Source organism: Pseudomonas sp. MF6767 (assembly GCF_016405475.1).
Classification (GTDB): Bacteria; Pseudomonadota; Gammaproteobacteria; order Pseudomonadales; family Pseudomonadaceae; genus Aquipseudomonas; species Aquipseudomonas paracarnis.
This window is the reverse complement of sequence record NZ_JAEKCY010000003.1, coordinates 144,041-166,009: the sequence shown is the minus strand read 5'-3', so window position 1 is coordinate 166,009 and position 21,969 is coordinate 144,041. Positions and strand designations below refer to the sequence as shown.

17 protein-coding genes are annotated in these 21,969 nt (G+C 59.3%); 10 read left to right on the top strand and 7 right to left on the bottom strand.

The window, feature by feature from the left end:
• Positions 1-46: 46 nt before the first annotated feature.
• Entirely contained in the window at positions 47-1,066 is a 1,020-nt protein-coding gene (locus JFT58_RS06815) for an alpha/beta fold hydrolase (RefSeq protein WP_034126527.1), read from the bottom strand.
• A gap of 182 nt (positions 1,067-1,248) precedes the next feature.
• Here JFT58_RS06815 and metR point away from each other — a divergent pair, with 182 nt between their 5' ends.
• Positions 1,249-2,166, top strand: a complete 918-nt coding sequence (gene metR, locus JFT58_RS06810) for a transcriptional regulator MetR (RefSeq protein WP_054897703.1) — start codon at positions 1,249-1,251, stop codon at positions 2,164-2,166.
• A 132-nt stretch (positions 2,167-2,298) separates the two neighbouring features.
• Here the strand turns inward: metR and JFT58_RS06805 are convergent, their stop codons facing one another.
• Positions 2,299-2,799: a GNAT family N-acetyltransferase gene (locus tag JFT58_RS06805; protein WP_054897702.1), complete on the bottom strand. Its 501-nt coding sequence runs from the start codon at positions 2,797-2,799 to the stop codon at positions 2,299-2,301.
• Positions 2,796-3,206, bottom strand: a complete 411-nt coding sequence (locus tag JFT58_RS06800; RefSeq protein WP_054897701.1) for an NUDIX hydrolase — start codon at positions 3,204-3,206, stop codon at positions 2,796-2,798. The genes JFT58_RS06805 and JFT58_RS06800 overlap by 4 nt, the downstream gene beginning before the upstream one ends.
• 197 nt (positions 3,207-3,403) lie before the next feature.
• Here JFT58_RS06800 and JFT58_RS06795 point away from each other — a divergent pair, with 197 nt between their 5' ends.
• Positions 3,404-7,585 carry a hypothetical protein gene (locus tag JFT58_RS06795; RefSeq protein ID WP_054897700.1) on the top strand — a complete coding sequence of 1,394 codons (4,182 nt, stop codon included), beginning with the start codon at positions 3,404-3,406 and terminating at the stop codon, positions 7,583-7,585.
• Here JFT58_RS06795 and JFT58_RS06790 read toward each other — a convergent pair whose 3' ends face one another.
• Positions 7,586-8,899 carry an HD domain-containing phosphohydrolase gene (locus JFT58_RS06790; protein ID WP_054897699.1) on the bottom strand — a complete coding sequence of 438 codons (1,314 nt, stop codon included), beginning with the start codon at positions 8,897-8,899 and terminating at the stop codon, positions 7,586-7,588.
• A 199-nt stretch (positions 8,900-9,098) separates the two neighbouring features.
• Here JFT58_RS06790 and JFT58_RS06785 point away from each other — a divergent pair, with 199 nt between their 5' ends.
• The 4 genes from JFT58_RS06785 to JFT58_RS06770 all read left to right on the top strand — a co-directional run bounded on the left by JFT58_RS06785 (position 9,099) and on the right by JFT58_RS06770 (position 15,163).
• Positions 9,099-10,973 (top strand): putative bifunctional diguanylate cyclase/phosphodiesterase, encoded by a 1,875-nt coding sequence (locus tag JFT58_RS06785; protein WP_054897698.1) that lies wholly within the window; start codon positions 9,099-9,101, stop codon positions 10,971-10,973.
• 67 nt (positions 10,974-11,040) lie between these two features.
• Positions 11,041-11,973 (top strand): cytochrome-c peroxidase, encoded by a 933-nt coding sequence (locus tag JFT58_RS06780; RefSeq protein WP_371264145.1) that lies wholly within the window; start codon positions 11,041-11,043, stop codon positions 11,971-11,973.
• Positions 11,970-13,787, top strand: coding sequence for a DAHL domain-containing protein (locus JFT58_RS06775; protein WP_054897696.1), 1,818 nt, complete (start codon positions 11,970-11,972; stop codon positions 13,785-13,787). Before JFT58_RS06780 ends, JFT58_RS06775 begins: the two co-directional genes overlap by 4 nt.
• On the top strand, positions 13,784-15,163 hold the full coding sequence (locus JFT58_RS06770; RefSeq protein WP_054897695.1) for an ATP-binding protein: 1,380 nt from the start codon (positions 13,784-13,786) through the stop codon (positions 15,161-15,163). The genes JFT58_RS06775 and JFT58_RS06770 overlap by 4 nt, the downstream gene beginning before the upstream one ends.
• A gap of 19 nt (positions 15,164-15,182) precedes the next feature.
• Here JFT58_RS06770 and JFT58_RS06765 read toward each other — a convergent pair whose 3' ends face one another.
• Both JFT58_RS06765 and JFT58_RS06760 read right to left on the bottom strand, forming a co-directional pair.
• A complete protein-coding gene (locus JFT58_RS06765; protein ID WP_034126440.1) occupies positions 15,183-15,455 on the bottom strand; it encodes a type B 50S ribosomal protein L31 in 273 nt (90 codons plus the stop codon).
• Between the two features lie 161 nt (positions 15,456-15,616).
• The gene (locus JFT58_RS06760) at positions 15,617-16,495 is read right to left on the bottom strand and encodes a hypothetical protein (RefSeq protein ID WP_054897694.1); all 879 of its coding nucleotides are present in this window, start codon (positions 16,493-16,495) and stop codon (positions 15,617-15,619) included.
• Between the two features lie 256 nt (positions 16,496-16,751).
• On the opposite strand from JFT58_RS06760, the gene JFT58_RS06755 reads away from it, so the two are divergent.
• From JFT58_RS06755 to JFT58_RS06740, 4 genes are all read left to right on the top strand, one after another.
• Entirely contained in the window at positions 16,752-18,371 is a 1,620-nt protein-coding gene (locus tag JFT58_RS06755; RefSeq protein WP_054897693.1) for an FMN-binding glutamate synthase family protein, read from the top strand.
• A 12-nt stretch (positions 18,372-18,383) separates the two neighbouring features.
• Entirely contained in the window at positions 18,384-18,668 is a 285-nt protein-coding gene (locus tag JFT58_RS06750; protein ID WP_054897692.1) for a putative quinol monooxygenase, read from the top strand.
• A 61-nt stretch (positions 18,669-18,729) separates the two neighbouring features.
• Positions 18,730-19,026: a cupin domain-containing protein gene (locus JFT58_RS06745; RefSeq protein WP_054897691.1), complete on the top strand. Its 297-nt coding sequence runs from the start codon at positions 18,730-18,732 to the stop codon at positions 19,024-19,026.
• Positions 19,027-19,151: 125 nt separating this feature from the next.
• Positions 19,152-20,282, top strand: coding sequence for an OpgC family protein (locus JFT58_RS06740; RefSeq protein ID WP_054897690.1), 1,131 nt, complete (start codon positions 19,152-19,154; stop codon positions 20,280-20,282).
• Between the two features lie 199 nt (positions 20,283-20,481).
• Here the strand turns inward: JFT58_RS06740 and JFT58_RS06735 are convergent, their stop codons facing one another.
• Positions 20,482-21,900 (bottom strand): amino acid permease, encoded by a 1,419-nt coding sequence (locus tag JFT58_RS06735; protein WP_054897689.1) that lies wholly within the window; start codon positions 21,898-21,900, stop codon positions 20,482-20,484.
• Positions 21,901-21,969 lie beyond the last annotated feature (69 nt).

Genomic DNA, 21,969 nt, shown 5'->3' with positions numbered 1-21,969 from the left:
CGCGTGCAGTCATGCGCATACATAAAGGTTGCACGATACACCACCTTCACAGCACCTTCGAAGGCTCGCTCAAATCGATCTGCGCCCAGTGCGCGGCATCCTGGCGATGGGCTTGCAGGTAGGGCAACACCGCCGCCAGCAAGGGCGCCTTGAACGCTTCCTGAAAACGGTGGGCCAGGCCGGGAATCAATTTCAACTGGCTGCCCTGGATATGCGCGGCCAGGTGCACGCCGTGCATCACCGGCAGCAAAGGGTCGGCGGTGCCGTGGACGACCAACGCAGGCACGCGCAGTTGGTTGAGCAAGGGCACACGGCTTGGCTCGGCCAGGATTGCCATGATCTGGCGCTTCACGCCTTCGGGGTTGAAGGCGCGGTCATAGGACAGCGCCGCCTGGTGCAGCAACGCCTGGCGATCGTCCTTGATATCCGGGCTGCCCAACGCCGCGAGCAAATCCGCCTGTTGCTCCAGCGCCACCTCACGATTGGGCGCGCTGCGCCGCGAGAGCAATTGCACCAGCGCCGCGTTCGGCGCGGGCAAGCCCTCGGCGCCGGAGCTGGTCATGATCAGGGTCAGGCTTTCCACCCGCTGTGGCGCCATGGCCGCCAGGTGTTGAGCGATCATGCCGCCCATGCTCGCGCCGAGTACGTGAAATTGCTGCACCTGCAGCGCGTCCATCAAGCCCAGGGCGTCGTCGGCCATGTCGGTCAACGTATAAGGCGCAGCCACCGGCAAGCCGAGCTTGTAGCGCAGCACTTCGAAGGTCAGGTTGGCGCTCGCCGGCGCCTGCCGCCAGGTGGACAGGCCGACGTCGCGGTTGTCGTAGCGAATCACCCGAAAGCCTTGTTCGCACAGGGCCACCACCACTTCGTCCGGCCAGTGAATCAACTGCCCGCCCAGGCCCATCACCAGCAGCAACGCAGGGTCGGACGCACGGCCGATACTTTGATAGGCGATGCTCACCTGAGCCAGGTCGACCGTTTGGGTCGGGACATTGACATCACATCGAGACGCCGCAAAAGACGGCAGGCCGAACAGTAGAGCGGCCACTAAAAACAACGCACGCATGAAAAACACCAAAACGCAGAACCCCAGTAGAGCGCGAGTCTGATGAAGTTTGTTCAAGCGCGCTGCCACAGTTCGATGACAGTTTGATGAAGAGCGCCCAGTGGTCATGGTCGACACGCCCCACAACATGAGACAAAATCAAGCATTCCGTATTCGTCGCAAATTTTCTTCATGGAGCGCCTGTGCTCGAAATCCGTCACTTGAAAACCCTGCACGCCTTGCGCGAAGCCGACAGCCTGGTGGAAGCCGCCGAACGCCTGCACCTGACCCAGTCCGCCCTCTCCCATCAGTTCAAAGAACTGGAAGAGCGCCTGGGCATGCCGCTGTTCGTGCGCAAGACCAAACCGGTGCGCTTCACCAGCGCCGGCCTGCGCCTGCTGCAATTGGCCGACGCCACCCTGCCGTTGTTGCGCGGTGCCGAGCGCGATATTGCGCGGCTGGCCGGGGGCACCGCCGGGCGCTTGCACATGGCGATCGAATGCCACAGTTGTTTCCAGTGGCTGATGCCGACCATCGACCAGTTCCGCGATGCCTGGCCGGAAGTCGAGCTGGACCTGGCCTCGGGCTTTGCCTTCGCGCCGCTGCCGGCCCTGGCCCGTGGCGACCTGGACCTGGTGGTGACCTCCGACCCGCTGGAACTGCCGGGTATCACCTACGTGCCGCTGTTCACCTACGAAGCCATGCTGGCGGTGGCCAACCAGCACGCGTTGGCGAACAAGTCCTACATCGTGCCGGAAGACCTGCTGACAGAAACCCTGATCACCTACCCGGTGGAACGTGACCGCCTGGACATCTTCACCCGCTTCCTGGAACCGGCCGACGTTGAACCGACCCAGGTGCGGACTTCGGAGCTGACCGTGATGATGATGCAACTGGTGGCCAGCGGCCGTGGGGTGTGCGGTATGCCCCACTGGGCGCTGCATGAATACAGCTCACGCGGGTATGTGAAGGCCAAGCGGTTGGGTGAGAAGGGTTTGTTCGCCACCTTGTATGCGGGCATTCGTGCCGACATGCTGGATGCACCTTATATGCGCGACTTCTTGCTGACGGCCAAGGACACCTCGTTTTCCACCTTGGATGGCGTAAGCGCGGTGCGTTGAGCGGGCTCTGAGTGTGCGGGCGAGTGCCGATCGTTCCCACGCTCTGCGTGGGAATGCCGCCAAGGACGCTCTGCGTCCACGTGGTGACGCGGAGCGTCACGGGATGCGTGCCCACGCAGAGCGTTGGAACGATCAATGTAGCTCGCGCCACATGTGGATCTTGTCGAAGTATTCGACGCCTACCCGCACGGCCAGTGGCTCCAGGCCGTACTGAATGAAACCGCAGCGCTGGTAGAGCGCAAAGGCCGCGTCATTGCCGGCGGTGACGGTCAGCTGGATCAGTTTGAGGCGCGGGTGGCGGCGGGCTTCTTCCAGTGCGGCTTGCACCAGCTGCCGCCCCAGCCCTTGCTGTTGATAAGCCTCGGTCACGTACATGCCGAACAAGGTCACCTTGTGCCGCGCCTTTTCGCGAGGCTCGTAGGCCAGGCCGACGATGCCGGCCAGTCGCGCCCCATCAAAGCCGCCCAACAGGCAATCCAGCGGGCTGTCGAGACGCTTTTCCCACCAGCTCAATGGCATCGAGGCGCGCTCCGCGACACTGGACGTGAACGCTTGCGGATACGCGCCATAGGCCTCGAGCATCAATGCCCGATAGGCTTGCGCATCGTCGGCGTCCAGCGGGCGAATCATCATGCGGTAGCCAGCGAATCACGATAGAACGGCAGGATCAAATCGCGCGTCAATGGCGCCAGATGCAAGTCACCTTCGCCCATGGGATTGATCCAGCACACCTCTTCAATCTCTGCTGCAGGGGTGACGGCGACGTCGACCTGCACCTTGAACAACTCCGCCTCTACGGTAAAACCCGGTTCGTTGGCCGCGGGTGCCGAGAACTGGCCAAGATAGACGGCTTGGCTCGGATCAACGCGCAGGTTCAGCTCCTCGTGCAACTCACGGACGAGCGCCTCGGCAGGTTGCTCGCCGGCGTCGATTTTGCCGCCCGGTTGCATGAAAGCCAGGGTATCGCGCTTGCGCACAAGCAGGGTTTGACCGTCGCCACGGACCAACAGCGCGGCTGCAATGCGGATAGTCTTGGACATGGAAGGCCCTCTCTGGGATTGAAAAGCGGCCAAGGATCCCACGCGCATTCTGCACACGCAACTCGCGAGTGCAGGGCGATTTTTTCCGACATACATACACCACAGGGTCCAGTTTCGGCCACCCTAAACACGCAAACTCATATTCAGCAGGGCTCGCTGCACCTCGGTGCGCCGCGCTCTTTTATAAGAGTTTACTCATGCACAATTCATTGCCCACCCTCAAAGAATCATCCACTGACGAACCACAACCGCTGCCGGCCGACAGCACGTCAACCCCTACCGTGCAACCGATGACGCTTGCGGTCGTGCCGCCGGCTTCACTTTCTGCCGAAGAACAACTGGCTTACCTCACCCGTGAACTCGACAAACTCAATGCACAGACCTCTGAACTGGTAAGGCGACAGCCGAGTGTCGGCCGCGTGTACCAGCAGCAATTGGCCGAGATGTTTCCCGATGCACATCTGCCCATCAATCCCAACCAGATTTTTTATAGCCGCTATCGCGAAGACCAGGAAGGACAAAAGCACCTGCTGTCCTGCGAACCACTGGGCTCGCTGCTGGCCACCTTACGCGCGCCTGGCGCAGAGTCTTATCTGACCCAGGAGAGCGGCGCCTTCTACCGCGAATGCAACACCCTAGACACCGATAAAATCCTCTCTGCCAATGCCTCGACGACAACCCTGGCCGCCAGGCTGGAAATAGCCATCACGTTGAGCCTGAATACATTCTGGGGGGCTGGCGAGCCCTCCCAACCCAACACGGAGGAGCAATTGGTCGCACTGCGACGACAAGTGCTAGCCCATCAACTGGCATTGCGCTCGGTGGACGGCACGTTGTCGGCGCATGCACGGACGCTGGCGCAGAACGTGCTCAAGTACCCAAGTGCTGCGGCACGTGAACAGGTGTTTACCGTCGACAACAGGCCCACGGTGTACCGACTGGCCCTGGAGAATGGCAGTGAATTCGCCGGCGCATTCATTCTGATCCCCACGGGCACGACGCCTCTGACGGGCAAAGTGATGCTCTATAGCCCAAGCGAGGAGTTTGAGGAGTTTGAAAACCTGGCGCGTTTGAATGACACCGTCGCAGCCCGCATACAAGACGGCGCAGCGCCAGGCAAGCTGTTGATCGCAAGCCTGCCGACAGCCGCTCGTGCCGCGCTGAGCGGCTTGCCCGTACTGACGACGGCCCCGTCCCAGATAGACGCTGACGTGATTGCTGACAGTGTCCGCGCATTGCGAGTCAGGCAACATTTCTCCGTTCGCGAAGCCTTGCGCAGGGAGACGTTGCCCTCCACAGGCGAGCTCGACCTGGCCGCAGACCTGACGCCACAGTGGGATGTCGCTAATGCTTTTATGGTGCGCAATCTACGCCTGTTGACGGCCGAACCCGCATGGTTGAAAACCTCCGGCGAGCAAGACCAGGCTCGGTACAGGCAACTGGAACAAGAACTGATCGACAGCAATGAGGAACTCACACCTCATCTTGAGAGAATCTTGACACTGGAGGCGTTCTCCCAACAGGAGACCGACAAGGTGCTGAAAAAACAGAAACCTGTGTATGCCAACGTTGATATTGACCCTTATAGAAGCCTGGTTCATCTGCGCGTCACAACGTCCTCCCGGTCGGCCGAGATGACCGGGTATCGTAACGAGGAAGCCACCATTGTCTACATCAGCGAAGACCGCAAGATCAATATCCCGCAGTGCCTGCCAGGCAAAAAACTGACGTGGGGCACCTGGCGTACCCAAACCGTGGTGGATCTGCGCACACTGGGAAGTTATACCCAACGTAATGTCGACCCATGGTCGGTGCATGGCATACATAGAACGATCAGTGCCACCGCCAACATTATTGACACAGCCGGCAACCCTCACGGAAAACTTGGCAACGATGATTTGCGCGCACTCGCAACAGAAGCTGACATTGGCCAAAAATACGATACGTATCTGCGGTCAACCTTCTCGCTGAGCAGCGGGACAAGCAGCTTCGCTACAGTCTGGCAGCGCGCCAACGCGGCAAAAATGAATAAGGACGCGCTTGAGAACCGTCTCAACCCTGACGCAGCCAAACTGTTTACGTTCCAGACGCCAGGCAGTGGGTTTGACTGGATAAAAGCTGTCACTGAACACCCTGATTCAACCACCCGCCCCCGAGTCAGCGAATTCGAGATAGAGGTCAACCTGCTGGTATTGGGCGCCGCGCAAGAGAGGGGCCAAGGCGGGCAGGTCATGCATCGTGTCCTGGTCATTCATCGAAAAGGCACCAAGCCTGACGGGGTCAGTGTGCTGTATACCCCGGATGCACCAGATGGCGTTGCCTTCCGGGAGCTGACCAAGGGGCTGGTGGAGCTGGACACGCTGAAAGCAAAACCGGAATGGCAGGCCTATTTCACTTCCCAGATGGCCACTAAGGATACGAAAGAGATCACACGGATCTTCAACGATACGCGCAGTGTGTACCGCTATACCTTGACGCCGATAACCGGCAATTTCCACGCATACCTGTATTCGGCGCAACTGGGTTTTCAACTCGCGCACGCCGACTACCGTTCACGGAGCAATGCGCAAATTTTCCGCGAATCGGCAGTAAACGCCTTTATGTTCGGGGTGGAAACCGCCGATTTTCTGCTCGGGTTGATACCCGGCAAAACCGCCCTGTCGTTTTTGCGCCGAGCTATCAACCGCGGATTAGGCGTGGCCAAGCAGCTGGGGCGGCGCATTCCGGGGCTGGCCAGTAAAGTCGGTACGGACAGGAGCACCGCCATTGTACTGACGGGTGCCTCCCTCCGCCCGTTGGAACCCGCCTGGGTCAATGTGATGCCGTATCGGTTGCCTGAGCAAATAGAGCCGTTCTTTGACGTAGTGGAGTTTGCCAACACCCACCGATACAGACTGTCGCGCCAGTCGGGCCGCGCACCGTGTTTTTTTGATAAACACAATAACCAGTTCATCGCGATGCGCGACCCAACAGGCCGCTATCACCTGTATCAGTCCTATGTAGAAGACGGCGCACGCTATGTAAAAGACCCGGCAGGTCACCACGTGGACTTTATGGTCGTACCGGGAGACGCAAAGAGCTGGAAGCCCCGTTTCGAACGAAACGCTGTGGGCGGAGGTTCCGTTCTGGGTGCCCTGCGTCCTCTCACCCCTGAACAGCAAGTGGATGCGGACCTGATCGCGGCGATGCGGCTTTTTGCAACAGAAGGGGAAATGCGGGATTTCGTGCGCGTCATAGAACAAACCGACGCTTCCCTGAAGCTCGATTTGATCACTCGCGCCCGACAACAGCTTGGCACCCTGGATGAAGCTGAATTTCGCCGCTGGATGTCGAACTCGAAAAGCTTGAGCCGAGCCAATCAAGAGAGGTTACGTAGTTCCCTGTTAAACCTGCGGCTCGAACTGGCCACGGTTGAACATATACACCTGTCGACACAACATTTTGCGCAACCCCTGTCTGCGCGGGACAAGGAAGAACTGTTTAAAAAAGTCAAAAGGCTCATTGGCAAAAACGAGAACCTCGACAAACAAATCAGAACATCGATTGCCGTTGCCGACCCCGATACTGGCGCACAATTTGTCGGGTACGCCATCACCCACAAACACCAGCATGCGATGGATAAATTCGCAGCAAAATATGAACTTTATACTTGGCGGGATGCTGCACTGAAAGTGTTTGCATACAAGCCCGAACACCTCGTACATATTAATCAACTCGCCTCAGATCTCGGAATTACACGCCAGGAAGCGATACGTCGATTCTTATTGCTGCCTGAGACAAAAAGCACCCTGGATGCCTTCATGACGGAGACCTTCAAGGCCAAACTCGCCAAGCTTCAAGTCACCTCCTTTTCAGAGGATTTCAAAAAATCCGGTATTCCCTATATCGCCCTATCCCGAGGCCAGCATGGGGCAGATACTGGCGTAGCGATGGTAGACAGTAGAGATGTCACAGCATTCGAAAAAGCCCTGCCCAAGTTTGCAACGCCTCTGGAGTTTGAAGTCCCCCGCGTTCAAACCCATAGAGTTGAAAGGCCAGCGCCGGCGCTGCCTGTCGGGCCGGAAGTCGTGCCCACTCGCGATCCGCACATCAACATCGTGAAGCTGGATGAACTGGCGCAAACCCAGAAAAAACTCCTGCCCACCCCCGCCACCGCCAAACTTGAGGAGATCACCCAGGATATCCAAGCCGGTCGCCTCAGCCGCAAGCGAATAGGCAACTTCACCTACGTCGATCTCCCTCAGGTGCAGCCCGGCACAGGCCGTGGTCTTTGGCGCGTGGCAATTGAACAAAACGGCAAAGAAGGTGGCAAAGATGTCTACATCATCAGGGGTATCTTTGATTACCACGCCAGCAAGCACGTAGCCTGGGGCGTATAACTACAGGAGGGGCGGCACCTCGTCCGGCGCCCTGATAAACACACTGTACTTGGCGCCCTCCATCGCCTCGAACGCGATCAGCTTGTCCACCAGCGGCAGGTTCAGCACCTTGCCGGCATTGAGCAATAACATGCCGTTGTCGGCATTGAGGTTGCGCGCCAGCACCATGCCGGCTTCCAGCTCACGGGTGGAGAGGACTTTTACCGTCGGATCACCCAGGGTCACATCGCTGAGGAAGGTCGCGCAGGCTTGCACGAAATCTTCCACCAACGCCGGGTCATACAGGCGCCCGGCGTACTTGCGGATATACAGCAGCGCCTCGTCGCTGTTGAGGTGCCGCTCCAGGATCAGGCCTTTCTGCAATTCGATAAAGTCCACCGCCAGCTTCAGCAGCCGTGAACCGGGCGGGATCGCATCGCCCTTGAGGTGGTCGGGAAACCCCGTGCCGTCCCAACGTTCCTGGTGATGACGAATGATCCGCGCCGCGTCCTTCATCGGCTCAAGGGTCATCAGCAGCGACTCGCTCTGCCCCGGATACTCACGGTACAAGCCGCGGTCGGTGCTGTGCAGTTTGTCCGACGGTGCAACCATCATGCTGTCCGTCCAGCTCAACTTGCCGATGTTGTACAACGCGGCGGCCATGGTCAGGTCACGGGTGCTGGATTCGTCCATGGACTGGGCGGCGCAATACACCCGGATCAACTCGATCAACGCACGGTTGGTCTGTTTGTCCTTGGGCAAGCGCAGGTTGGCCAACAGCGAAAACACTTCGGTCCCGGTCACGTAGCTGCGCTTGAGCTCATCGTAGGCCAGGTCGAGCATGTCGGCGGTTTGTTGCAACTCGGCGGTACGCGCCGCCACGCGTTTTTCCAGGGTGGCGTTGAGCAGCTTGAGCTGTTCGGTCTGGTCTCGGGCCAGGCGTTCAAGGCGTTGGTGCTCGAGGGTTTGCTGCAACACCAGTTGCAACTCTTCGTCGTTCCAGGGTTTGCTGATGTAGCGGTGGATCTGCCCGTCGTTGATCGCCTTGATGATGGTGGTGAGGTCGGCGTAGCCGGTGAGCAGGATGCGGCTGGTGGCGGGATACAGGCGGTGGACCTCGGCCAGCAGCGTGGCGCCGTCCATGCCGGGCATGCGCGCATCGCTCATCACCAGATCGATAGGCCGGGTCGCCATGATCTCCAGCGCCTGGGCGCCGCTGGTGGCCAATACCACCTCATAGGGCTGGCCGCGCAACAGGCGGCGCAGGCTGTTAAGGATCGACTCTTCATCGTCGACCAGCAAAACAGCGGACTTCGTAGCGAGTTGTTCATCCATGGCGACTCTGCCTTCAAATTAAACGAAGTTAGGCTAAATTGAATCCGCGCAATACAAAGCGCGATTGATTTGACGCCAACTGGCCGTCGATATCAAGGGAACTCAACTATGCTGCACTGCATGCTCGCGCCCCGTTCAGTTGTAGAACCAGGGAAGGAATTGTCATGCCATCAAGCCTTTTGCACGTGCCGAGTGCGCCATGAGGACGGAATCGGGCCGGGCCAACCGGCGCATCCTGATCGTGGATGACACGGCTTCGATCCACCAGGATTTTCGCAAGATCCTCTGTGCCGACGAGCACGGCGAGCCCTCCCTCGACACCCTGGAGTCCACCCTCTTCGGCACCACCGCGCCGGCGCGCCAGGCGTTTGACCTGGATTCGGCCTACCAGGGCCAGGAAGCCTTGGCGCTGGTCAAGAAGGCCCTGGACGCCCACTCGCCCTACGCCATGGTGTTTATCGACATGCGCATGCCCCCAGGCTGGGACGGCCTGCACACCATCGAACAGTTGTGGGAGGCGGACCCCAACCTGCAAATCGCGCTCTGCACGGCCTATTCCGACTATTCCTTCGAGGCCATCGAGGCGCGCCTGAAATACAACGACCAACTGCTGATCCTGAAAAAGCCCTTCGACCACCTGGAAATCCGCCAGATGGCCAGCGCCCTGACCTGGAAATGGCAACTGGCCCAGGACGCGGCCCTCAAAGTGATCAGCCTGGAGCGCACCATCGAGGAACGCGTGCAGGAGCTGCTCAAGGTCTCGCACTTATTGCAATACGACGCCCTGACGGAGTTACCCAACAGCACGTTGCTGGGCGACCGTCTGACCCAGGCGATCGCCTTGGGCCGCAGGCACGACACGCAACTGGCGGTGATGTTTCTGGGGCTCGACCGCTTCAAGCGCATCAACAACGCCCTGGGCTATCCGGCCGGCGACGAGGTGCTTGCACAGGTCAGCCTGAGCCTGGTGGCGGCGGTGCGGGCGTCGGATTCGGTGTTCCGTTATGGCTCTGACGAGTTCGTGGTGCTGCTTAACGATATCCAGCATCCCCAGCAAACCCAGCACATTGCGCAAAAGGTACTCAATGCCGTCAGCGCGACTCGCCATGTTGCGGGGCATGACCTGAGTGTGAGCGCCAGCCTGGGCATCAGTATTTACCCCGATGACAGCGACAATGCCGTGGGTTTGCTCAAGCACGCTGAAACCGCGATGCGCACCAGCAAAGAACGCGGCCCGGGGGATTTCAGCTTTTACACCGAAGACATGAACCTGCGCGCCCAGCATCAGCAAAACCTGGAAAGCGCGATCCGCCAGGCGCTGGACCGCGATGAATTTGTGCTGCATTACCAACCCAAGCTGGCGCTGGAGTCCGGGCGCATCGTCGGTGCGGAAGCGCTGACCCGCTGGTTTCGACCGCAGTCGGGTTGGGTCAGCCCGGCGGAGTTCATTCCGGTCGCCGAAGACAGCGGCCTGATCGTGCGCCTGACTCAGTGGGTACTGCGCCAAGCCTGCGCACAAGCCCAAGCCTGGCGTGAGATGGGCCTGGCGCCCCTGCGCATGTCGGTGAACATTTCGGCAATCGACTTTCGCCAACGGGACTTCGTCGACAACCTGGCCGCCATCCTGAAAGAAACAGGCCTGCCGCCCACCCAACTGGAACTGGAAATCACCGAAAGCGTGCTGATGCAGAACGTCGACGAAACCGTGGAAACCCTGCAAAAGATCAAGGCCATGGGCATCCGCCTGGCCCTGGACGATTTCGGCACCGGCTACTCCAGCCTCAGCTACCTGCGGCGCTTTCCCATCGACGTGCTGAAGATCGACCAATCCTTCGTGCGCGGCCTGCGCATCAATAGCCAGGACGAACAACTGATCAGCGCTATCATCGGCATGGGCAAGAGCCTGGAGCTGAACATCATTGCCGAAGGTGTGGAAACCGTCGACCAATTGAATTTCCTCAAAGCCCAGCGGTGTGAGGAGGGCCAGGGCTTTCTGTTCAGCAAGGCGCTGCCTTCGAAAGATTTTGTGCAGCTGCTGCAAACGGATAGCGCGACACTGATGCCGGATCAATAAAATAAATAGCCCTGGGCCTGCAAGGAGTGCTCGCTTGAGCAATGTCGTAAACCACCGTTCCGGCCTGATGTTCGCGTTATGCCTGAGCACCGCATCGCTGTCAGCCGCACCGCTGGACGAAGCGCTCAAGCCCTTGCCGGCGATTCCAGTACTGGACCCGGCCAAGGTTGAGTTGGGTCGCCAGTTGTTCAATGAGCCGCGCTTGTCGGTCAACAACACCTTGTCCTGCGCGAGCTGTCACCAACTGACCAGCGGCGGCGCCGACAACAAGCCATTCTCCATTGGCTTTGACGGCAAACCGGTGCAGATCAATACCCCTTCCGTATTCAACGCCAGCCTGAACTTCAAACAGTTCTGGAACGGTCGGGTGGACACGCTGCAGGCCCAGGTCGAGCAGGTGGTGATCAGCCCGGTGGAAATGGGCAGCGACTGGAATACCGTGGTGCGCAACCTGTCCGCCCTGCCCGCCTACCAGAACGCGTTCAAACAGGCCTATCCCGATGGCGTCACCGCTTCCAATGTGCAAAACGCCCTGGCCACCTACGAGCGTACACTGCTGACACCCAATTCGCGGTTTGACCAATACTTGCTGGGCAACACCGATATCCTGACCCGCCAGGAAAAATACGGCTACCAACGCTTCAAGGATTACGGCTGCATTGCCTGTCACCAGGGCGTGAACATTGGCGGCAATATGTTCCAGAAATTCGGCGTGATGGGCGATTACTTCAAGGCCCGCGGCAACCCGCTGGAATCGGACCTGGGGCGCTACCTGCTGACCCAGGATGAGGAAGACCGCCATGTGTTCAAGGTGCCCAGCCTGCGCAATGTGGCCGTCACAGCGCCGTACTTCCACGACGCCTCGGCCAAGACCCTTGAAGAGGCGGTTGACGTGATGTTCAAGTACCAGTTGGGGCGCAACCCGTCCCAGGAAGACAAGGACCTGATTATCCAGTTTCTCAAGACCCTGACCGGCGAATGGGCGGGCAAGCCGTTATGAGACCCTTGTCACGCCGACGCACCAGCCAAATCCTGCTAGGCCTCATCACCCTGTTCCTGGCCTCCACCCTGGTGTTTTTGTACCTCAAGTCTTCACGCGACCAGACAGCCACTTATACCCAGTCGCGCGACTTGATCCGCCAACTCCAGCAGCTCAATGCTCAGTGGGACAGCGAAGTACTCAAGGCCCGCATCGCGATCACCCACAACTACGACCCACTGGTCACACCGCTGACCGAAATGACCCGTATCGGCGCTGAACTGGAAAGCCGCGACACCTACCACAGCGCTGCCGACCTGCCCGGTTGGCAAGCCAGCCATGCGGCGTATCTGACGGCCATCGAGGAAAAAGCCCGGCTCGTCGACCAGTTCAAATCCCACAACGCAGTGCTGCGTAACTCATTGGCTTTTTTGCCGACGGCCGAAGACGACATCCAGGCCCAATTCAACAGCATGACCGACGAAGGCCGCCTGCAACTGCAAAGCGTGGCCACCGACACTTACGACCTGCTGCTCAGCAGCCTGGAGTTCGCCCAAGTCACCAGCGACGAACGTGCCGCCGATATCCTGGTGGGCCTGGGCAAGCTGGCCATCAACCAACAGAGCCTGCCCAGCGAGTTCCAGGCACCGGTGGAGATCCTCAGCAATCATATTTCGCTGATCCTGCGCGAACAGCCACTGGTCAACAGCCTGCTCGAGCGGATTGCCGCCGTGCCGGTGGCCGAACACCTCGATGACCTGACCACTCACCTCAATCAGGACCAGCAGGCCACTGACCTCATCGATCATCAGTACCATCGCTACCTGCTGATCTTCTCGACCTTGCTGGTGGTAATGCTGCTCTACCTGGCGGTGCGCCTGTTGCGTAGCTTCGCCGAGATCAATCGCGTCAACCGCGCGTTGCAGGCCGCCAACGAAACCCTGGAGCAACGGGTGGAGCGGCGCACGCAACAGCTCAAGGATGCCCAGAGCGAGCTGATGAACAGCGCCCGCCAGGCCGGCATGGCGGAGATCGCCACCAACGTGCTGCACAACGTCGGTAACGTGCTCAACAGTGTGAACATCTCTGCCGACCTGGTCAGCCGCAAGCTGCGCAGCAGCAAGGCACTCGGCCTGGGCAAGGCCATGCAACTGATCAACGCTCACCAAGGCGACCTGGGCACTTTCCTTACCGAGGATGAAAAGGGCAAGTTGCTGCCGGGCTATCTGAACCAGTTGGTCGAAGCGATTGCCATCGAACAGCAAGGCATGAGCGATGAGCTGGTGCAGTTGAGCAAAAGCGTGGACCACATCAAGGACATCGTCTCGACCCAGCAATCCTATGCGGGTGCGTCTACCTTGCTGGAGCCGGTCAATATCAGCGCCTTGATGGACGACGCCCTGCGCATGAACGCCGGCGCGCTGAGCCGTCACCATGTCACTGTTGTGAAGGCGTACGCCCCGGTGCCGGAGATCTTGGCGGACAAGCACAGGTTATTGCTGATCATGGTCAACCTGATCAGCAACGCCAAATACGCCATGGACAAACTGTCTGAGCGGCCACGGCAAATCACCCTGGCGGTGGAATCGGTAGGCGACCAGACCCTGAAGATCAGTGTGAAGGACGATGGCGAAGGCATACCGCCCGAGAACATGGCACGTATCTTCACCCACGGTTTTACCACCCGCAAGGAAGGTCACGGCTTCGGCCTGCACAGCTGCGCCCTGGCCGCCGTGGAAATGAACGGCCAGCTCAGCGCCCACAGCGACGGGCCGGGCCTTGGCGCCGTCTTCACCTTGACCATCCCCCTGACCCTTGCCGGAAGCAGCTCATGAACCAACCTCCCAACCGGCGCATCCTGCTGATCGATGACACACCGTCCATTCATGAGGATTTTCGCAAGATCCTGATGCCCGACGAAGCCTCAACCGAAGCGCTGGATGAGATGGAGTCGGCACTGTTTGGCGACACCGCCAAACCTCAAATCCAGGCATTCGAACTGCACGGCGCGTATGGCGGCGAGGAAGGCCTGGGCTTGCTGACCAGCGCCATGGCGCAGCAGCGCCCCTATGCCTTGGCCTTCGTTGACATGCGCATGCCCCAGGGCTGGGACGGCGCCAAGACCATTGAAGAACTGTGGAAAGTCGCCCCCGACCTGCAAGTGGTGGTGTGCACCGCCTACTCGGACTATTCCTGGGATGACCTGTTGTTTCGCCTGCACGCCCACGACCGCCTGCTGATCCTGAAAAAGCCGTTCGACAACATTGAAGTCCAGCAAATGGCCAACACTCTGGCCAACAAATGGGACATGGCCCGCCGCGCTTCCCTGCAAACCTCGCAGCTGGAGCGGTTGGTGGAAGAGCGCACCCAAGCGCTGCAACTGGAAATTGAAGAGCGCAAGCACCTGGAAAGCCAACTGGTGCAGTCGGAAAAACTCGCCTCGCTGGGGCAACTCGCGGCCGGCGTCGCCCATGAGATCAACAACCCCGTGGGCTTTATTTCCTCCAACCTCAGCACCCTCGACAGTTACTTCAAGCAGCTGCAACAGATGCTCGATGCCTACCAGCGCAGCGAAGCGCACATCGGGGCGCCAGAACATCGCGAACCGCTCACGGCATTGCGCAACGAGCTGGACCTGGATTTTCTCAAGGACGACATTCCGATCCTGATCCGCGAATCCAAGGACGGCATCGGCCGTGTGGTGCAGATCGTCAAGGACCTGAAGAACTTTTCACGGGTGGATAACGACCAGACCTGGCAATTCGCCAACCTGCAGCAAGGCATTGATTCGACGCTGAACATCGTCGCCAGCGAACTCAAGTACAAGGCCGATGTGGTCAAGCACTACACGCCGCTGCCGGAAATCGAGTGCCTGGCCTCGCAACTCAACCAGGTGGTGATGAACCTGGTGATCAACGCCGCACAAGCCATGGGCCCTGAGCGCGGCACCATCACCATCAGCAACGGGGTGGACGGCGAGAACGTGTGGCTGGAAGTCGCAGACAACGGCTGTGGGATTGCCCCCGACACCGTGCAGAAGATTTTCGACCCGTTCTTCACCACCAAGCCTGTGGGCGAAGGTACCGGGCTGGGTTTGTCGTTGTCTTACGGGATCGTCAAGAAACACCGTGGCGATATCAGCGTCAGCAGTGAGGTGGGCAAGGGTACGAAGTTTCGGGTAGTACTGCCGATTCGGCAGACGGCGGCGTAGGCACGCCGCCGAATCATGCTCATGCGTCAGCTTTTTTCGGGCTCGACCCAAACGATGCAAAACGCTTGTTGAACCCGGCAATCCGGCCTTCGGCCTGGGTCTTGCGCTGCTGGCCGGTGTAGACCGGGTGCGAGGCGCTGGAGACGTCCAGGGGGATGTAGGGATAGGTGTTGCCGTCGCTGTGTTTCTGGGTGCGATCACTGTCGGCGGTGGAACCGATGAGGAAGAACACATCGGCGGCGGTGTCGTGGAACAGCACGGTGCGGTAGTCGGGGTGGATACCAGCTTTCATGAGGCCTCCGGGGCGTCTGGGTGCGGTTGATTTGTTATACAGTAACACAACACCGAGCATCCAAACGAGAACCTCTTGCAATAAAGGTAGAGCGCGAGGAGCTATGGGGCCTTCTGGAAATCCGTTTCCTGGGACGTCCAACCATTAAAAACCAAACTGGCTTAACTGCTGATCTTATCCAGTGCTGACTGGGCCTCATTCGGCTTGGCTTCGTTGTTCTTCACGGCATTGATATACCCTTTAACGACGCCGACAAGATTTCCTCTCGTAGCGCTGGCGAGCGCTTCATCGAAACCATCAGCCCGAGTTTTGTCAAAACCCGCCTTCGCCCCTTTGATAGCTCCGATCACTCCCGGTTCCGAATCGCCAATACCTAGAAGAATGTTGCTGAGTCCAGGGATAAACCGGGTTCTCTTTCCAGCCTCGCCGGCAGCCCATTGCACGTTATCTTTGTTGGTGCCGTCCTTCCTGACATGGGTGTCGCTGGTACTATCCAGACGGTGATGCTCACGCAAGGCTAAATAACCCTGCTCCGTAAAGTCTTTCCACACGCCTGCAGGTGTACCGTGCCGAGCGTCGCCGCTATGGGTAATGCCTTCAAGGTCGCCATTGCCGTGGGCCTTGCCTCGGTGTTTTCCGTCAGCCGATAAGGACGTATCGATATAGTTGAGCACCCGCGCAGCGTTGAAGGCTGCATCAGCCCGTGCGTCCGGGTCTTTGTTGTTGCTCGTCCAATCCCCAAGAAGTTTGTAAGCCAATGAGCGATTGATATCTTTTTGATGACCCAGTTTTTTGAGGATCGGATTATCGTTGATGATTTGTTCGGCGGTGCGGTTATCACCCGGTGGGCGGCCTGTGGCGATCTCCGGCTTTCGGCTCACATCCTGCTCAGGTTTTTCGTTGCCTTCAATGCGTTTTTGTTCTTGGGCGACTTGCTCCCGTAGCGGGCCGGTTAACTGGCTTTTATTCCAATCGTGGCTGGAGGGGGCAGAATTCCAGACATTGGAAAAAACATTCGCTACCGCTATCGATGTCGTCATAGGTAAGTCACTCGTTTTGGTCGTTATAAACTCCCTCTTGATAAAGTGTCCTTACTTCACAGCGCCCGGTCACAACCAGACACTCAATGAATGGTGACGGGGCAGCAATACGTTCCTGATCAAGCTGATAGTTTTTTTGTCGGTACAAATACGCAGAGGCTCAAATAGCTGACTGGACGATCAATCCTTGTCCGTGCTTTGTCGACAGGTGCAGAATGGTTAATCGACCTGAAGAGTCCGAACCCAAGGAAACCGTATGAGCCTGTCCTTGTTAAGCCGCTACGCCTTCTTTGCTGTGTGCGTCATTTTCACCCTCGCCAGCCTTCCCTTTATCGAACATGAATGGCTGTGGCCGATCACGCTGGTCACCGGTGTACTCAGCCTGATCGGCATTGTCGACCTGCTGCAAAGCCCCCATGCGGTGCGTCGCAACTATCCGATCCTGGGCAATATCCGTTATCTGGTAGAAACCATCCGCCCGGAAATCCGCCAGTACCTGCTGGAGTCCGACAGCGACGCCCTGCCCTTCTCCCGCGCCCAGCGCTCGCTGGTGTATTCGCGCGCCAAGAACGAAACGGCAGACAAACCCTTCGGCACCCTGATCGACGTGTACCAGTCAGGCTTCGAATTTATCGGCCACTCCATGCGCCCTGCGCCACTGAGCGACCCCAGCAGTTTTCGCGTGATGGTCGGCGGCCCGCAGTGCACACAGCCGTACTCGGCGTCGGTGTTCAATATTTCGGCGATGAGCTTCGGCTCATTGAGCGCCAACGCGATCCGGGCACTCAACCACGGCGCCAAGCTCGGCAACTTTGCCCACGACACCGGCGAAGGCAGCATCAGCCCCTACCATCGCGAAAACGGCGGCGACCTCACCTGGGAACTGGGCAGCGGCTACTTTGGCTGCCGCACCAGCGACGGCCGTTTCGACCCCGAACGCTTCGCCGTGCAGGCTCAGAACCCCCAAGTGCGCATGATCGAAATCAAGATGAGCCAAGGCGCCAAGCCCGGCCATGGCGGGATTTTGCCCAAGCACAAGGTCACCCAGGAAATCGCCGACACCCGCGGCATCATGATGGGTGAAGACTGCATCTCGCCGTCGCGTCACAGCGCGTTTTCCACGCCGATCGAGCTGATGCAGTTCATCGCTCAGTTGCGCGAACTGTCCGGCGGCAAACCTGTGGGCTTCAAGTTCTGCCTGGGCCATCCGTGGGAATTCATGGGCATCGCCAAGGCCATGCTCGAAACCGGCATCCTTCCGGACTTTATCGTGGTGGACGGCAAGGAAGGCGGTACCGGTGCCGCGCCGGTGGAATTCACCGACCATATCGGCGTGCCGCTGCGCGAAGGCCTGCTGTTCGTGCATAACACCCTGGTGGGCCTGAACCTGCGCGACAAGATCAAGCTCGGCGCCAGCGGCAAGATTGTCAGCGCGTTCGACATCGCCAGCGTCCTGGCCATCGGCGCCGACTGGGCCAACTCGGCGCGTGGTTTCATGTTCGCCATTGGCTGCATTCAGTCGCAGTCATGCCACACCAACAAATGCCCGACTGGCGTCGCCACCCAAGACCCGCTGCGCCAACGCGCGCTGGTGGTGCCGGACAAGGCCCAGCGCGTGTTCAACTTCCACCGCAACACGCTGCACGCTTTGGCAGAAATGCTCGCCGCCGCCGGGCTCGATCACCCGTCGCAGTTGTCGGCCAAGCACTTGGTACGACGCATGTCGGCGACCGAGATCAAACTGTTTTCGCAGTTGCATGTATTCCTCAAGCCTGGGGAATTGCTCACAGGGGAAGTGAACGGCGAGTTTTATTCGCGGATGTGGCAGATGGCGCGGGCGGACAGTTTTGAGCCGCATGAAATTGCTGCAGCCTAAAGGACACCTAGCATGTTGAAAGTCATCGCCGAAGACTTTATCAAGCCCGAACATTTGGAAACCGTGCGCCCTTGGTACGCTGAACTGGTGGAAAAAACCCGCCAGGAACCGCTGTGCATCGCCTACGATTTGTTCATCGATCAAAAAGACCCTGGGCACTTCATTTTTATCGAGCAATGGCCAGATCAAGCGGCGCTGGATGCGCACTGCCAGACCGAGCACTTCACCCGGTTGGTGCCCCAGATCAATGAGCATCAAGCCAAGCCGTGCCGGGTCTTGTTGATGGACATTTTCTGACAAGACCCACCGCCTGCTGAACCGGACCACCGACGGCATCGTTGAAAACAAGGAGATTCACATGCCGTTACTGGACTTCGCCGTAATCGCCGCGCAACTGCCCGACAGTTGGACATCCACACGGCTGGGCCAGGTTGGCCCGGCGCGGATCAAAGTACTGCGCATGGATGAACAGACGTACGAGGAAGAAACCCACGACTACAACGAAGGGTTGTTGGTGATCAGTGGGTACTTGCACCTGCGTATCGGTGATCAAGCCATCAGGGTGGACGCCGGCCAGATGTACCTGGTGGAAGCCGGCACTGCCCACGGTGTGCTCGCCGGCAGCCAGGGCACCCTGGTGATCATTGATCTCTAGAGACATTCAGTAATACCCAGCCTTTGCAATTGCTTACAAATACCGCCAACCTCCGCCCGCCCGACGTGCGGCGACGCCCGCGCTCACCTATCGTCATTAAACAACTTGTTCAAGAGCCCGCTGCCATGCTGAACGGACGCGACCCGCGCATCGACTTTTTTCGGGGCCTGGCGTTGATCTTCATTTTCTGGGATCACGTGCCTCACAACCCCCTCGCCAACATCACCGTGCAGAACTTCGGGTTCAGTGACGCCGCGGAAATCTTCGTGTTCCTGGCCGGCTACGCAGCCGTGCTGGCCTACGGCAAGATTCTGCAGCGCGAGGGCTATCTCTTCGCCTGCCTGAAAATCCTGCGTCGGGTGTGGACACTCTACGTGGCGCATATTTTCCTGTTGGCGCTGTTGATGGGCATCGTGATTTTCGCCAACAGCCATATCGAGACTCGCGACCTGGTGCAGGAAATGGGCCTGGGGTATTTTCTCAGCGATACCCAACAGGCCTTGATGGATGAGTTGCTGCTGCGCTTCAAGCCCAACCTCACCGACCCGTTGCCGTTGTACATCGTGCTGATTCTGAGCCTGCCGCTCACCCTGCCACTGCTGGTGTATGTGCCCAACGTGATGGTGGCGATCTCGGTGGCGGTGTACCTGCTGGCGCCCTGGCAGGGCTGGAATTTGCCCGCGAGCAACGGCGGAGTGTGGTACTTCAACCCCATCACCTGGCAATGCTTGTTCATCCTCGGCGGCGCAGCCGCGTTGCGCTCACCCAGCCGCGCCGAAGCGCGGCCGTTGCTGCGCCAACCCTTGTTCGTGGCCGCTGCGCTCTACGTGTTGGTGACTTGTGTGATCACCCTGTCGTGGCGCTGGCCCGAGGTGCATGACGCCTGGATGCCACGCGTAATTGGCGAATGGCTGTACCCCATCAGCAAGACCGACCTGTCCCCGGTGCGCCTGCTGCACTTCCTGGCATTGGCCTACGTCACCGCCAAATTGCTCCCCGACGTCGGCTGGACGCAGCAGTGGCTGGCCCTGCAATTGGCGAGGATGGGGCGTTACTCCCTGGAAGTGTTTTGCCTGGGCGTGGTGCTGGCGCCACTGGCCGACATGCTCAATGCCATGGCCGGCGACAGCCTGGCGATCAAGTTATGCACGGCCTTGGCGGGGGCTGTGTTGATGGGCGTATTGGCGGCATGGCTGGACCTGAACAAGCGCCTGGACCAACGCTACGCCAGCCGCGCCGTCGTCGCGACTACATAGTTAGCGACGCCGCCGGACACGGGGGTGGCAACTGAACCACCGCTTTCGCAGGCAAGCCAGCTCCCACATTGGTTGGGTATTGCCCACGGAGTCAGCGTCCGGCACCAATCCCCTGTGGGAGCGGGCTTGCTCGCGAAGGCGAGGGGTCAGTCAATTAATCTGCAACTGAACCACCGCTATCGCAGGCAAGCCCGCACATTTAAACGGAGCGGGTCGCGCTGCTATTGGCGACGGCGGGCTGCAACTTGAATACGTAGTACAACACGGTCAACAGCACCAGGAACGCAGGCCCGACATACAGCGCCACACGGGTCTCCGGGAAGTACGCCATCAGGCCCACCACCAGCACCAGGAACGCCAGCGCCAGGTAGGAGCTGACCGGGTACAGCCACATGCGGTACTTGAGGCCCGCCTGCTCCGCCGGGCTCAGGCCTTTGCGGAATTTGAGCTGGGCCAGCAGGATCATCAGCCAGGTCCAGATCGCGCCGAAGGTGGCGATGGAGGTCACCCATACGAACACCTGGTCCGGCACCAGGTAGTTGAGCAGTACGCCCAATAACAAGGCAAAGATCGACAACAGCAAGGCCTTGCGTGGCACGCCGTTACTGGAGGTGGTGCCGAACGTCGCCGGCGCCTGGCCGTTCTGCGCCAGGCTGTAGAGCATACGCCCGGTGCTGAAGATGCCGCCGTTGCAGGACGACAGCGCGGCGGTGATCACCACGAAGTTGATGATACCCGCGGCAGTCTTGATGCCCAGACGCTCGAAGGTCATCACGAACGGGCTGCCCTGGGTGCCGATTTCATTCCACGGGTAGATCGACAGGATCACGAACAGCGCGCCCACGTAGAACAGCAGGATGCGCCAGAACACCGAGCCGATGGCGCTGGGAATGGTCTTCTGCGGGTTACGCGCTTCACCGGCGGTAAGGCCGATCATCTCGACGCCCAGGTAGGCGAACATCACCATTTGCAGGGACATCAACACGCCCTGCACACCATTGGGCATGAAGCCACCATGGGTCCACAGGTTGGAAATGCCCAACGCCACGCCGTCATTGCCGAAACCGAAGGCGATGATACCGACGCCACCGATCACCATTGCAATGATGGTGACGATCTTGATCAGCGCGAACCAGAACTCGAACTCACCGAACGCCTTGACCGCGATCAGGTTGATGGTGCCCATGCTGATCAGCGCCGCCAGTGCCCAGATCCAGCGTGGCGTGTCGGGGAACCAGACCCCCATGTACACCGCCACCGCGGTAATTTCTGCGACGCAGGTCACCAGCCACAGGAACCAGTAGTTCCACCCGGTGAGAAAGCCTGCCAATGGACCGAGGTAATCCTGCGCATAGCGGCTGAACGAACCGGCCACCGGGTTGTGCACGGCCATCTCTCCGAGGGCGCGCATGATTACCAGGATCGCCAGGCCGCCAATGATGTAGGAGAGCATGATCGCCGGGCCGGCCATTTCGATGGCCTTGGCCGATCCCAGGAACAGCCCCACACCGATACACGCGCCGAGCGCCATCAGGCGGATATGCCGTTCGCCGAGTTCGCGTTTGAGCGGGCCGCCTTGAGCGGTCTCGCCAGGGGGCAGTGGTTTGCCGACAGGCATAGGAATACAACCTCATTTTGTTATTGGATTTAGCCACCGAGCCTGGGCGTATCCGCGGATGGGCTGATA

What these genes read in the sequence shown, in the direction of transcription:
- JFT58_RS06815 (WP_034126527.1), bottom strand. Translation starts at nt 1,066, where the DNA reads ATGCGTGCGTTGTTTTTAGTGGCCGCTCTACTGTTCGGCCTGCCGTCT.
- JFT58_RS06805 (WP_054897702.1), bottom strand. Translation starts at nt 2,799, where the DNA reads ATGATGATTCGCCCGCTGGACGCCGACGATGCGCAAGCCTATCGGGCA.
- JFT58_RS06800 (WP_054897701.1), bottom strand. Translation starts at nt 3,206, where the DNA reads ATGTCCAAGACTATCCGCATTGCAGCCGCGCTGTTGGTCCGTGGCGAC.
- JFT58_RS06795 (WP_054897700.1), top strand. Translation starts at nt 3,404, where the DNA reads ATGCACAATTCATTGCCCACCCTCAAAGAATCATCCACTGACGAACCA.
- JFT58_RS06790 (WP_054897699.1), bottom strand. Translation starts at nt 8,899, where the DNA reads ATGGATGAACAACTCGCTACGAAGTCCGCTGTTTTGCTGGTCGACGAT.
- JFT58_RS06785 (WP_054897698.1), top strand. Translation starts at nt 9,099, where the DNA reads ATGAGGACGGAATCGGGCCGGGCCAACCGGCGCATCCTGATCGTGGAT.
- JFT58_RS06780 (WP_371264145.1), top strand. Translation starts at nt 11,041, where the DNA reads ATGTTCGCGTTATGCCTGAGCACCGCATCGCTGTCAGCCGCACCGCTG.
- JFT58_RS06775 (WP_054897696.1), top strand. Translation starts at nt 11,970, where the DNA reads ATGAGACCCTTGTCACGCCGACGCACCAGCCAAATCCTGCTAGGCCTC.
- JFT58_RS06770 (WP_054897695.1), top strand. Translation starts at nt 13,784, where the DNA reads ATGAACCAACCTCCCAACCGGCGCATCCTGCTGATCGATGACACACCG.
- JFT58_RS06765 (WP_034126440.1), bottom strand. Translation starts at nt 15,455, where the DNA reads ATGAAAGCTGGTATCCACCCCGACTACCGCACCGTGCTGTTCCACGAC.
- JFT58_RS06760 (WP_054897694.1), bottom strand. Translation starts at nt 16,495, where the DNA reads ATGACGACATCGATAGCGGTAGCGAATGTTTTTTCCAATGTCTGGAAT.
- JFT58_RS06755 (WP_054897693.1), top strand. Translation starts at nt 16,752, where the DNA reads ATGAGCCTGTCCTTGTTAAGCCGCTACGCCTTCTTTGCTGTGTGCGTC.
- JFT58_RS06750 (WP_054897692.1), top strand. Translation starts at nt 18,384, where the DNA reads ATGTTGAAAGTCATCGCCGAAGACTTTATCAAGCCCGAACATTTGGAA.
- JFT58_RS06745 (WP_054897691.1), top strand. Translation starts at nt 18,730, where the DNA reads ATGCCGTTACTGGACTTCGCCGTAATCGCCGCGCAACTGCCCGACAGT.
- JFT58_RS06740 (WP_054897690.1), top strand. Translation starts at nt 19,152, where the DNA reads ATGCTGAACGGACGCGACCCGCGCATCGACTTTTTTCGGGGCCTGGCG.
- JFT58_RS06735 (WP_054897689.1), bottom strand. Translation starts at nt 21,900, where the DNA reads ATGCCTGTCGGCAAACCACTGCCCCCTGGCGAGACCGCTCAAGGCGGC.